Source organism: Chitinibacter sp. SCUT-21 (assembly GCA_041874755.1).
Lineage (GTDB): Bacteria > Pseudomonadota > Gammaproteobacteria > Burkholderiales > Chitinibacteraceae > Chitinibacter.
Genome location: CP102611.1, coordinates 1,324,045 through 1,338,211 on the forward strand (window position 1 = coordinate 1,324,045; position 14,167 = coordinate 1,338,211).

The window sequence follows — 14,167 nt, forward strand, 5'->3', positions numbered from 1 at the left end:
TTTAACGTTCACGCAGTGCTGCAGCTTTTGCGCGCAGCAATGGCTTCATCCAATAACTTAAAATCGATTTTTTCCCCGTTAGCACGTCAACCGATGCCTGCATACCAGGAATAATGGGATCACCGTGCAGTGTTGCTTCATTGGTTTCCACACTGATTCGGTAATATGGGTTGCCCTTTTCGTCTTGCAGCGCGTCAGCACTCACATGTCGGACAGTTCCTTTTAAGCCGCCATAGACCGTAAAGTCATAGGCGCTAAACTTCACCATCGCGCCAAGACCGGGCCTAACGTAGGCAATATCTCGTGGCGCGACCCTCGCCTCAACCACTAATTTGTCATCAAGTGGAACGATATCCAAAATAGTCTCCCCCGGCTTGACCACTCCACCTTGCGTGCGGATCGCAATTGCTTTCACCTTGCCAGCAACAGGGGAAACCAGTTTGGTGCGGCGTAATTGATCGGCCAGAGCGGGTTGGTTCTCACGCAATTTGGCTAAAGATCGCTCGATCTCAGCCAACTCAGATTGGCTTTGAGCGCGAAATTGATCAACGACTCCCGAACGCTCACTTGTGGCTTGCGCACGCGCAGCCGAAAGCTTGCTCCGCTCAAGCCGTGCAGCATCCAAATCCCCTTGTAAACGAACGCGATCCCGCTGCAATTTGCGCAACTCAGCCAACGGTAAAGCTCCTGACTTAACGGCTCCTTCGGTGGTTGCCACCTCTTGATCGAGCAAAGCCAAACTTTGCAGCAAAGTTTGCGCATTTCGTTCTGCAGCATTCATCGCTTGCTGCTGCTGCATGATTACTTGATCAGCGCGAGCCACACTATTTTGTATCTCTCTTAAACGCGCCACATAAGCTGCGTACTCAACGGTTAATGCCTCAAAGCTAGCCCCCTCGGCGGTCAAGCTCGAAATAGGAGTTAAGCCTCGCACGGTCGCCTCCACTTCCGCGATCAGCCGAGCTCTACGGGCAAGCAGAGCACCAATTTCCTGATCTGCACCCGCGACATTGGCTTTGAAATGGGTATCGTCGAGCTCGACCAAAGCCTCGCCGGCCTTCACCGACTGCCCCTCGCGGACGTAAAGTTTACGAACAATGCCACCCTCTAAGCTTTGAATACGCTGAACAGCAGAAACAGGCTCAACAGCGCCTTCGGCTCTAACAACCTCATCGATGTGGGCAAAAGCCGCCCACAACACCACAAAAACCACTAAACCTGAGCACAACCACACCACTCGACGAGCCCGATAAGCCGCACTTAATTGAGTCATATATGCCATCACACGGTCTCCTTGCGCGGCACCAAACTCACTCCACGCACGGTATGGCGCACTTCATTTTTTCTAGCTGGAGGGCCATCAGCAAGCACTCGACCGTTTTCCAGCACAATAATTCGAGAACACAAAGCTAACAATTGCGGGCGATGCGTTGCCAAAACGATCGTCGTTGACGACGACAAGCCATTCAACATATCGATAACGTTTTGCTCTCGTGCTTGATCCATGGCACTCGTCGGCTCATCGAGTAGCAATAGGGATGGATCACGTAATAAAGCCCTAGCTAGTGCAATGCATTGACGCTGACCGCCAGAAAGGCGCTGACCAAATTCACCGACTGGCGCTGCAAGCCCGCCATCTAATGTTTCTGCCATCGCTGTAATCCCAGTAGCCGAAAGTACGGAACGGAATCGCTCTTCAGGAATTGGGGCGTGTTGGCCTGCGGTTAAGTTATCGAGTACAGAACCAAAAAACAGAACCGGTGTTTGCGCCAACCAGCCACTGTGGCGGCGTAGCTCATCGACCGACCATAACGCGGATTCGAGTCCGTCAAAATACACACGGCCAGAACTCGCTTGTAATTGCCCAGCCAATAACGCTAAGAGCGTGGATTTACCACTCCCCACCGCACCAACGATGCCGATCCGCTCTCCAGCATGAATTTCGAAATTAAGATCGGTCAGCGTAGCTCGCTCAGATCCGGGATAAGTAAAAGAAACCTCAGACAATCGAACCGAACCATCAAAATGCCCCGTATCAACGCCGCTACTCTGACGGCACTCTTGAGGCAATTCAACGATATGCTCTAAACCTTCAAGTGCGGTTCTCGTCTGCTGATAACGCAAGCAGAGCATTGCGATTTGCCCCATTGCAGCAGCTACGCGGCCAGACAACATCGTCAGGGCAATTAGCCCACCCATTGAGAGACTTCCTGCGGCAATAGAGTAAACCCCTCCGACTATCAACGCGGTATTAACCAACTGTTGAACAGATGCCGAAGCGTGCGAGAGTTGATTACTCGCTTCTCGAGCGGAAATATTGGCATCAGCTAATTCTGCGATGAGCTGCTCCCAACGAGCCAGCATCATTGGTTGAGCATTGAGCTGCTTTGTCTCTCCCAACGCCACCAAGTTTTCCAACAAAATGGCTTGCCGCTGACTGGAAAAACGTGAGGCCTCATCAAGCGCTGCTTTCATGCGGCGCTGAACAACAAAGGCATAAGACACCAACCCGATTAATGCAACAATCGGAATCAGCACCAACCAACCACCCAACCAGGCAATCACAGCCAGAAAAATCAGCGTAAACGGCAAATCAATGAGCGCTAACAAAGTGGCACTAGTAAAGAAATCACGAACGCTGTCAAACTCTTGAATTTGCTTGGAGAATGTCGCAACAGACTGCGGGCGATGCTCCATGCGCATACCCAGCACACGCGAAAATAAGATTCGAGATACATTCCGATCAACCTCACGCCCGGTCAGGTCTGAAATTTCAGCTCTGGCCTTTTTTAAAGCGAGATCAAAACCGACCGCAACCACAACAACCAGCGCCAACACCCATAAAGTTTCATAGGCTTGATTGGGCACGACTCTGTCGTACACATTCATAGAAAACAACGGGAGCAGCAAGGCAATAATATTGATGAAAAGCGATGCCAGCAGTAGGTCTCGATACCATGGGCGCAAAACATCTAATTCACGCCAAAGCCAATGCCGCTGAATGCGTTCAGGCAAGAGTGACTTCCCTCTAATATCCAGCGGGTCTGCAATACCTACGTGCCAGGCCCGAGTCACATTCGTTGGGGGCTGAGCAATGACTTGCCATTCCCCCCTTAGCCATAAGCGTAAGGAGTTGGTATCGCGAGCCAATACTCCACATTGACCATCAGCCAGCTCAAGCAATGCGGGCAATAAAGGTAAATTTGACTCTATTGGATCTAGCTTTACGCCATTAGCGGCGGCAAATCGAATTAAGCTTGTGTCATCGTCAGACTCGGGGCGAGCTACTTGTGCAGCTCGCACGCCTAAAACTTGCAAGGCAGCATCAAGTGCTTCAAATCGCTGCATACTCATTGTGTCACCAGCGTTCCTTCGTCAATCAGCTTTTGCAGCAAATCAGCTTCAGACACGCCGGCGGCAGAACCACCATACAAGACATCAAGCGAGACCCCGATCAGCTCGATCTTTTCGGTCACCTGCGCACCATTGGGTTTTATACTCAATGTAGTGATACCACCTGACTCGAGTAAGTCAATTTTCAGATCAGCATCTACACCCGTTGACACGCCTGAGAGCAAGGTTTTGAGATCAATCTTGTCCTCACCGACTGTAAAGTCGGTGATTTGATCTCGAGCTGGCAACTCGGCACTGCCAACATCTGCAGCAGAAAAAACGAATACATCGGCATCAGCGTTGCCAGTCAACGTATCATTTCCAGCACCGCCAGAAATGGTATCTGTACCAGCACTACCAATAAACAGGCCATCAACGGCTTCACCGGCCATCACCGCGCCCGCAGGGTCAAATAAACTCACTTTAATACTTTGGCTGGCGCCAGTAGCTGTCACCCCGGCAAGAGTCGACTCAGGAACCAAAGTCAGCGTGAAATTATTCACTACACCCATACTGGAGAATGTGAGTGATGCAACATCGCTTTGATTCACTAACCAATCGCTACCGTCACGCTCACCCGCACTGAGTGCAAAACGATCTGGTAAACCTTGTATACGTAGCAAAGCGCTCTCGCCGGGAGCTGGATTATCCAGCGCCAAATCAAGTCCTAATGGGACATTGGCTACATCACGCGTAAACAAAATTTCGCCATACTCGCTAGTCAATATCGGAGGAGATGCAACAGGTGTGAGATCAATCGTCAGATTGAGTGACACTACATCACTATCATCTGTCTGCTCGACACCTCCTACCAGCGCCCGATCATGGCTATACACCCCGATCTCAACATCCAATCGGCCAAACGCAGAAGCGCCAGGGAATAGCGTGATCGACTCCAGTACAGACTGTGGAATCAGGCCATCCGCGAGCATCGTATGTGGCACGATCAAATCAGCCTCGAATCCACCCGCAACCGCTTTAAATTCAGAAGAGAGCCGTGAATTCGGTCCAACGATACGTCCTGAGAGAATTCCCTCAAGTGCACTGGCATCAGAGCTATCTTTAATCAGGACGCTAATCCGAATACCCTCGTTACCGTTTGGATTTTCAGTGGTTTCGGCGCCCAGCTTGAGATTGATCGAACTACCTTCAGGACTAGACAGGCTGCCACTAGGGTGAGTGAGTTGCACCCCATCAGCGATAGGCATTACCTGCACAACAAATGGCGCTGCAACTGCTTTCACATCGGTGACCGCACCACTTTCTACCGTAGTTGCCACTAACTCAAGAGCTAAATCCCCCGCAAAATTTTTCGGCGGCAACAACCTTAAATTGCCAATATCTGCCGCGGCAAAGCCCCAGCTATAGGTAACACCACCATCGGTAGAGCCATTATTGGCACACTGTTCTAGTACACCTCCCCGATCAACAAACAAGACCGCATCCGCAGGAAGCCCCGTCAACCTTAAAGTCATTGATTCGGTAGAAATATTGCCATTGGTATCAAATAATTGCGCCGACAGCCCAGTCAACGCGATGTAGCTGTCTTCATCACCAATGCTATTTTGCGCTGCCACCGTTGCCAAGTCAGTCACGGGCTGCAATAAAATATCAATCGTGGCGGTTACATTTCGAACATGCGTTGCAGGGACTGTGCTAACCCCAGTTGTCGTGTCGGTAATTTCCAGCGTAACCGGCACTTTAATCACATCACTGACATTCAGCGGTGGGTGAAAAATTACAAGATTAAGTTGAGTTGGATCATCCAATACCCATTTCGCACCATCTTGAGTTAAGACCCCGGCCGGAGCGGACAACGTACCTAAACGACCATCGGCAGGAAGCTCAAAAATTAGCTTAGTAATTGTTTCTTTACCCTGAGCAGACTCATTGAGTTCATCATTCAATAAACTATTCAGATCAAGTCGAATATTAGTTGCCAAATCTTCACGCCACACGATTTGGTCCAGCGCACCAATATCGTCAACGCGAGGTTCAACCTCCAAAATCATGGTTTCTGAAGTTTCTTTTACATCACCAGATGGATCGGTGGAGACTTTATAAATAGGGAAGGAAATACGCCCTGCAAAATCCTCATCTAAGCCTACAATTTGCAAACTCGACAAAGTCGCTGGCGTAAATACATATTCAATAATGGCCTTGCCCTGCGGGCCAAATTTGTAATGCATGTCTGCCCCAGCTAAGCCCGCGCCATAGGGCAGATCGGATGCCATCACGCGGAAGGTCACCACATCGTTTGCATCACCAGCCGCACTGGTATTGATATGACCAGTCGTTGAGATGGGGGGAGTGACACCATCTTCGCTATTATCCATCCCCTCAACTGCATCCACCACCGAGAGCACAAGCTGACTTACCTCGCTGGCCTCACCCGCAACATGGCCTGTGAACTCCAAGTGGATTTTCGCGGTAACGACTTCAGCATCTACACCATCAAGTACACGCACCTTCACCAAAAGATCAATATTGCTCGTTGGATTATCTGCATGCCGCACCACTCGTAAGTTATCCAAAATACTCACGGCCGTATCAATAGTCGATGCGGATGTTAAATTGCTACCCAACTGCAGCAACCAGTTTCCATGACCATCGTGCAAAGCTCCAGGATAATCGATATACCAACCATCGCCCGCCGGCAATTGCAGTTCGATTTGATCGATATATTCCGAACCATCAATATCATCTTCGCTAAATGTAATGCCTGAAAGCGTAATGGCCCCTGAGCCGCTATCGGAGTAAGTCGATAACAAAGACTCAATTCGAGTGAGGATTGGTGAATCAACCGCGGTGTTATCCACTTGCTTCCATACATTCACATTGAGTTGAGTATCAATTAGCGCAGTGGCGGTTGCTCCGGTTTCCGACGTATCGGTGATGCTGTATTGGGCGCTCAGCAAGAAATGACCCGAAGCATCTTCTGGCCCCACCCATGTTAAACGGCCGGCATTGATCAATTGCTCCAACGTCAAGCCATTTTTCGCTGCCAACTGCGCTAGGTCTAAGCCCGCACCTACAGCGAGTATTTGACCATCCCAACGCAAGCTACCACCTGCATCGCTTTTAATCACAATGCCTGTGATCTTCTCACTGCCATCGATATCACGTAAGCCGGTGAGTCCATCCCACGGAGCCAGCCCTAAATTGAGCACGACGGGAATATCTTCGGCCGCTCGCGTATTAATCTCGGTGATGTTGACGGTATCCACCACGGGTAATAGCTCGATATGAATCTGATGAACAAACCGAGCGACGTCCCCATCTGGCTCTGTATTTATTTGCGTCAGGCGAGGCTCAAACTGAGCGCCACTGAAGTCTGCTAATGGTTTGAAATAAACCGATGCCAGTTGCGCCAAGGTCAATTGATAAACAGGAAGCCCATCCTCTGAGCCGACGATCGGCAATAACAATGGGTTACCTGCCGCATCGCTGAGCTGAACAGCCAATGGTACATGCGACAATAAGAAAGAAATGGATTCTGTGTTTTGATTGTCTTTTGTCGCAAGCTGGATATTGAGTTGGATTAACTCATCTTCGTTGAAAGTTCCGCTAATCACCCGACTGGCTTCATCATATGTCCAGCCATGACCATCTGTGACTAATGGTTCATCGGCAATCCCCTTGAGGGCGACCGTTACATTTTTGGTCGTGATTGCAGTGACAGGGCTTGGCGATAGACCATCTTGTACAGATTCGGTCGCAATCGCCGTAACTGTCAGAGTAAACTTCCCTCCTGCAATATCGTTCGAACTCCAATCTTCGGCCGGAATTAGCTTCACGCGGCCCGCGGTTAAATCTGTCGCCGAAAAAAGCAGATTTCCACTGGCATCGGGCGTCACGGCAACACCATTCACACTCACGCCCCAGCCAGCAGGACCACGTACGCTAAACGATAATGTCTCAGATCCATCACGATCGGTGAGCGCACTTTGGGTAATTAGCTCACGCATATCAATCGGCACATCCTCGGTACCCGCCACATTACGTACCGTTAAGGTCGGTGTATCAGCCGCAGGGATGACATTGATCGTGATGAGTTTGTTATTTGAGGCGCTATCGTTATTGTCTTTCTCCGTCGCGGTTGCAATTAGTTCAAAACTGAGCTTTCCTGCGCTACCCGCCTCAGGTATTGCTACCAATGCATGGACCTGAGCCTCAGTTAGCGACATACCATTAGTTACAACGGTTGAACCTGTTTTTAGTGATAAGCCAGCACTAATGCCATCAATCCGATAGCTCAGTTTTTCTGAACCGTCGGTATCAAACAAATTGGCATCTAAGATTAACGGTAAGGCTGCGCCATCCTCAGCCGTGTTGTACGTGAATTGCGAATTCGTAGACCATTCCGGCTCATCAGCACTGCTGGTGACCACTACTTTGCGCGAAGCCTGCACCTGATGATCGGGGCCAACGTCTACCGCAATGGTCGCCGCAGCCTGAATCACCGGCTTAGATTGCGGCGAAGCATAGGAAGATTGGGACGTATTCAGTGCCGGTGTGAACGTCAACAAGCCATTCGGACGGACCAAATCATCCGAGCCAATCGCCAACTGCGCCGCATCGAGATAAGGATTACCGCTTGCATCTACAGACAACAGCACACCATTAAAACGCAGCGTGCCCCCGGCGAGCTTGCCAGCATCAAAAGTAATCCGAGTAACGGTTTCTCCGTTATCCAAGTCTCCGCGATCAACATAGAGGCTAATCAATTGCACCCGATCTTCAATCGTCGATATCGGCTCAATCACTATCTTGCCGTCATTGTCACGCACATCGAGCTTGATAAAACTCTCAACAACATCGCCGTCACCATCGGTTACCCGATAGGTGAGATGATCAATAATATCCACCCCACCTAGATTAAATGCGGTATTGGCCTTGACCTCGACACGGCCATCAGACCACATCGTCAGGGCACCATAGCCATTACCTAGGTCGTCCACCAGAGCAAGATCGACCGAACCATCAGCAGGAATTACATAGGTATTTCCGCGATAGATAATTGATGTGATTGCGCCATCATCAGCACCAAGCAATTGATTGTCTTGCAGTAGGTTTTCGGAAAGCGATTGCCCCTCTGTGACCTCTGCCTCCACACTTTGAGATACCGGGACATCATCAACCACGCCTACTTGCAGACGCATTGGTGGGCTCAGGTCTCCATCGACATCCTTCATTCGTACATCGAACAGCACGTCGAGGGTGTTCTTACCATCCCCTGCGGGATGGTCAAGGGGGCCAAGCAGCTCAAAATCCACTTCCCCATTGCTCTTCAAACGAGCACGGAAGACCGAGTTGCCCGCCGCATCCTGCGCCATCCACCAACCATCCACCCCAACTGCCGTTGCTATTGAGACCGCTCGGCCACCGCTTGTCAAAGTACTAACGAGCGTAAATTCGGCATTGGTCGTCGCATCACTCCCCTTGAGCCCCAAAATGACCCCAGTATCGATTGTGCCCACATTGGTTTGCAAACCATCCTCATCCACCAGCAAGGGGGGTAAATCCACCAAAATCGGGTCACGCCCATCATGAATGGTGACTCGAACCTGCCCCACCCCCAGAGAGCCATCACTATCGAGCAGATAAATTGGTACGGCCAAAACGATGGCATCAGAGCTGGCCACACCGGGCAGGTGATCCAAAGCGCCGTACAATTCAGCGGTAACGATCACTTTGCTCGTTTGATCAATCGGAGAACTCACGGGCTCAGTGATAATGAGACGAATGACCTCAACGCGTGTACTTGAGAGCACTGCCGAAATGCTGCCGTCGCCATTCATACGCCAAATCAGCGCAACCCCCGCTTGCGTTAGGGGCACGCCACTATCATTGCAAACCGCAAGACCATCTTCGATGCCAAACCCCGCATCAATCACAGGATCTTGGGCTGCACTCACCTCTAGACTGACCGATTGTTTAGTGACCCACGCCTGGCCTAAAGCCACAGGGTGCTCGCCCAGTTCCAGCTCAACATTGCCAACGGTAGGATTTGCACCATCATGCACTTTGATATCCAACGGCACCGCGGTGGTGTCGTGATCAAAATCTTCGATATCAACCACAATAGGCACAGCAATAAATGCTTGATGCTGCAGCCCGATTAACTGATCTAAAGCCGCCAATAATGTAAATTGATAGTTCACAGTGGAGCCCGTTTCTGCGGCTAGGCTACCTATCAATTGAACTGTAAAAATCTCTTCGCGAATTGAGCCATTCAGCGTAAATCCGCGCAAGGTAAGCCCATCGCCAGATAGCTCAAACTGCACACGCAAGCCGTTGCTATATAATTCCGGCTGGAGAGAAGCTTCAGCAAAAGCCATCGATCTGATTGAGTCCGAGCCAATCGCTATCGCCAAGGTGCCAGTCGCATTCTGAGCCTCGGGTAACGCCGTCTCACTGACTTCAACACCTTGCGTGCAACTAGCACTTGGATTAGCTCCATCATTCAGGGCAACGCTAAACAAGCCTGTTCGTGTTGGGGTACCATCCGAGTCCAACGCTTGTACCGGCAGGACTAAAGTAAAACTTTCTCGTCCAATATGATCGATAGGACGTAACCAGGTGATTTTGCCGTTCGCAGCCAAATCCCCATTTGCCTCAACCGTTGCTGACAACGCCAAGGTCATAACAATCGCGCCCGCAGCTTTTGCAACAATCGTATTGGGCCCCGCAAATTCGTATGCAAGATTAACTCCGCCACTTTTCAGGCCTAGCGCCGTTAAATCAACCAGTAGTGAACCTAAAGGGTCGGCAAACTGGAGCGTGCTAGGATCCAAATTATCCGACCCCGCCGTAACAGTGAACGCATAATTGCTTTCTTTCGGCGTACCAAATTGTGCTTCAGTAAAGCTACCCGCTGCGTCAGACAAACTACCGGGCTCTCCATCCAGCACCGTAATATTGACCTTGGCCAACGAAACATCACCATCGGCGTCCTTCGCGGCATAATGGAACGATACAATTTGATCGATCTGATGATCTAAATTGCGATGAGCGACGAAGCTCCAGCTACCATCCGAGCCGATCGTGAGGTTGCCTTGCACAAACGGGATCAGCGATGGGGTGCCTGGATTGACCGCATAGCGCGTACCACCACTCACCGTACCATCCGAGTTAACGGTTCCACCAACAATAATTTCGTAAACGCTAAACGGCGGTTCCGTCGAAATATCATTGGCCAAGACAGTCCCAGAAGTTGAGTCACCTTCGAGAACCGTTGCAAAATCATCCACCGAGAAGGGCTCAGCATCGCCAATGCCGAATGACACTTTAGCGAGAATGGTGTCGGTATCACTTGCGCCATGGTAGGTTTCGTTCTGCGTCATCTCGACGTTGACATAATTCACCAACAGCGGTGCTCCGGCAGCATCATCAACCGGGTGCATTAACTCCGCTTTAATCGAAACGCCCTGCAACACCAAGCGCAGAACAATTTCACCATCGGAACGCGTGAGAGTCAGTGTTTGACCATCGGGAGCCAGCGCCAAAGTCGTCGCCATGCCTTGCGAAGTAATGCCATTGAGTTGTGTTTGGTCAGCTGCAAAACGAATCGCATTGGCGCCAGTCACTCGAAGCAGCGATGTATCCTCGGCCACCTGATCCAAGGCAAGCTGATCTTCACTCAGATACAGCACTTCCGACATAGCAATGCTTGGGGTCTCATCACTAGCACTATTGCCAGCTAAGTCTTGCACAGCAGCCTGCAGCGTCCAATCTCTGACGACGTCCAAGCCACTGCGATCGATTGCTGCCGTCCAGCGCCCAGCAGCAACAAGGCCAGTGAAGGATTTGCTCGTGATTCCATCCGATAAGGTGACGGTCACTGTTTGACCATCTTCGACTTGGAAAACAGAGCCCTTAATCTCATGAATCAGGCCCGCCTTGATCGCCCAAACATCAATACCTTGATCGCCGGAAGTGGCAATATCGTAATCAGTATCAATATCGATAAATGCTGAGCGATCTATCGCGGCAAGATCGCTTGCAGTTGCAGGATTCCCAGCCCGATCCTCGGTCCAAGCTTCAACGCGCAACTGCCCCTCGGCCAACGAAGCAAAGTCAAAAACATTACTCGTCCAGAGACCACCCGCAATAACAATCCCTTCTTGTGTAATGGTTTTATTATTGCTGTCGGTAATGACGATCCGAACAGTCTGGCCATCCTCAACATCGATAACAGAACCACTAACACGCCCGGTTGATTGCTCGGCAAAGCTGTATATATCATCACCGCCTTCATTCACAAAACGAACGGTAATTTGCGCCTGCGTATCTTTTATCAGCGTTTCTGCCATTACCGCAGGATTGCCAGCATAATCGGTCGCAGCACTTTGAATGCTAATGACCCCATCACTGAGTGTGGACACATCCAATCCCACCAAGCGCCACTGGCCATCGGCCTCAATCGTGGCAGTTCCTGCGACCTCTACACCATTCACATCGCGCAACACCACCGACACAATACGACCGGCCTCAATATGTGCTGCCTGACCAGTTAATGACAACGCTGAAACTTCAAATTGATTAATCACGGGGCCAGCATTGCTGCTTGTCGCGGGCAGAATATCCGCTAAGGTATCGTGAATGATCGTATCGCTTGCGCTAGCCCTGTTGCCTGCAAGATCGGAAACAAGCGCATCGACCGTCAACACCCCTTCGGCTAACCCTGCAAGTTGCAGCGTTGAAACGGAATAGGTACCGCCACTGACGATCGCCGACAAAATCCGGCTCGCCCCGATCGAATCGGTCACGGTTAAGGTGACTATTTGCCCATCCTCAATCCCGTTCACGGTTCCCCGAATCACGGTTTGATCGTCTTCAAGCCGATTTAAATATTCAGGATACCGCCCCTCATGAACGTAACTATCGACAAATTCAACCGTAATTGTGCCGTAGGTATCTTTGTAAAATTGAGCCGTTGCTGTTGCCAGATTGCCCGCATAGTCAGTACCGCTTGCGGTAAGAGTGAGCTGGCCTTCTTGAAGTACACTCAGATCCACATTTGGCCACAGCCAACTTCCATCAGGGGCAACAATGACTTTCCCTGAGAGGGTTACAAGCCCATCGCTCAGGTTTAAAGCGATTTCACGACCGGGTTCAATATCGATAACTCGCCCAGTGAATATCACCGCAGTTTGCTCGGCCAGACTGATTCCCTGCCCCTGATTACTCGCTAAATCAATAACTTGAGCGACAGGATCATAAACAATCGTATCGTTTGCTAGCGCGGTATTACCAGCTAGGTCAGTCACACTGGCCTGCAGGCTTAACACGCCAGGCGCTAACGACGAAAAATCAGCCCCCTCTACACGCCAACTGCCTCCTTGCCAATCGCCGTTCACATCCTGAACTGCACCCGCAGTCACGGCGGTAAAAGTCAAAATTCGCCCCGCCGCATCAGTCACGGTTAGCGTCACAGTCCGACCATTTTCTACATCATTGATCGTGCCAAACAATGCCTCGCCACGGCCTTCAACTGCATTAAGTAGCTCAGGATAAGCCCCCTCGTGGATATAGTCATCTGCAAAAGTCGCAGTTACCAAGGCACCACTTTCTCGGTACAAAGTCGCGGTGTTTTGTGCTGGATTACCCGCAAGATCGACCGTCGAAGCGATCACGGTGACAGGACCATCCACAAAGTGCGAGAGATCGAGAACTCCCGTGCTCCATCCCCCATTCACAATCAACAAACCTGTGAGCCTAATGACTTGACCAGAGGCATCTTGCACCGTGACATCCACGCGCTGACCATCTTGTACATGCGTCACAGACCCAGCAATCTCGGTGTTACGGCTTTCGTCCGTCGCGATATAAATATCGCCACCTTGCTGGGTTAACATTACCGGAGAGACTTCTGCCAAGGTATCTTTTACGCTGTCATCAATCGCGCTCACCACATTGCCATAAGGGTCAGCGGCCGTAGCCTTTACCCGAATCGGACCTTCGGCCAGACGAGATAAATCCACATCATTAAGCTGGTAATAACCGCCTAAATCGTAGGTGGTCAGAATAAGCTGACGGCCTTCGATGTCAGTGAGCACCAAAGTAATCAGCTGCCCCACCAATAATTCGCTCGTGGTCCCAGATAAGTCCACTTGCGGTGTTTCGCGGCGATTAATCCAACCATCGCCGCCATCGGCGATTTTGACCGTAATGGTCGCGTTGTCAGGGATCAGATCAGCTGGAATTGCATTTTGTTGTACTACATCAAGATCAATAGGCTGCTCTAAATGGCGCGTTTGATAACCCGAATCAGCAATCGTTTCATCCGCAGTTCGTTCGATCAAAGCCACAATACTTGCCAGATTGCTGGTACTCAATACTGGAGGCGTATTGCTGCTAGGATTAGATCGACTTGATGAATTAGCTCGGACCGCAGCTTCTGCCTCAACCTTTGCCGCGCCTTCTGGGCTGAGCTTGGCAAGCTCGGCACCATAATCAATATCAATGATCCGCGCATTGACTGGCAATGGCTCATTGTCACCAACTAGCTCCAGCACCCCCTCCGGCAACAGGCGCCATAGTTGATCGCCAATTAGCAAATAAATTACGCCACTTTCGAGTTGTGCCATCAGGACCACCTGTTACAAGCAATATATTCTTTCCAAGCCTGTAACAATACAAGATGACGTTTTCATGTTAACTAGGGAAATCCCTTACTTTTACTTAAAAATTCCAAGAAAATTTTGTCAGATTGCAAACAAGGTAATCACTATGATTTAGCACACATCCACTATCACACCCGCAGTACACC

At 50.4% G+C, this 14,167-nt stretch carries 3 protein-coding genes; all 3 read right to left on the reverse strand.

What is annotated here, in order from left to right; translation table 11 throughout:
• Position 1 precedes the first annotated feature (1 nt).
• From NT239_06100 to NT239_06110, 3 genes are read right to left on the reverse strand one after another with little or no spacing between them, the layout of a single operon-like run.
• A complete protein-coding gene (locus tag NT239_06100; protein ID XGA72404.1) occupies positions 2-1,282 on the reverse strand; it encodes an HlyD family type I secretion periplasmic adaptor subunit in 1,281 nt (426 codons plus the stop codon).
• Positions 1,282-3,354 (reverse strand): type I secretion system permease/ATPase, encoded by a 2,073-nt coding sequence (locus NT239_06105; protein XGA72405.1) that lies wholly within the window; start codon positions 3,352-3,354, stop codon positions 1,282-1,284. The genes NT239_06100 and NT239_06105 overlap by 1 nt, the downstream gene beginning before the upstream one ends.
• On the reverse strand, positions 3,351-13,985 hold the full coding sequence (locus tag NT239_06110) for a type I secretion C-terminal target domain-containing protein (protein XGA72406.1): 10,635 nt from the start codon (positions 13,983-13,985) through the stop codon (positions 3,351-3,353). Before NT239_06110 ends, NT239_06105 begins: the two co-directional genes overlap by 4 nt.
• Positions 13,986-14,167 lie beyond the last annotated feature (182 nt).

Coding starts and splice junctions, on each gene's coding strand:
- NT239_06110 (XGA72406.1), bottom strand. CDS start 13,985: ATGGCACAACTCGAAAGTGGCGTAATTTATTTGCTAATTGGCGATCAA.
- NT239_06105 (XGA72405.1), bottom strand. CDS start 3,354: ATGAGTATGCAGCGATTTGAAGCACTTGATGCTGCCTTGCAAGTTTTA.
- NT239_06100 (XGA72404.1), bottom strand. CDS start 1,282: ATGGCATATATGACTCAATTAAGTGCGGCTTATCGGGCTCGTCGAGTG.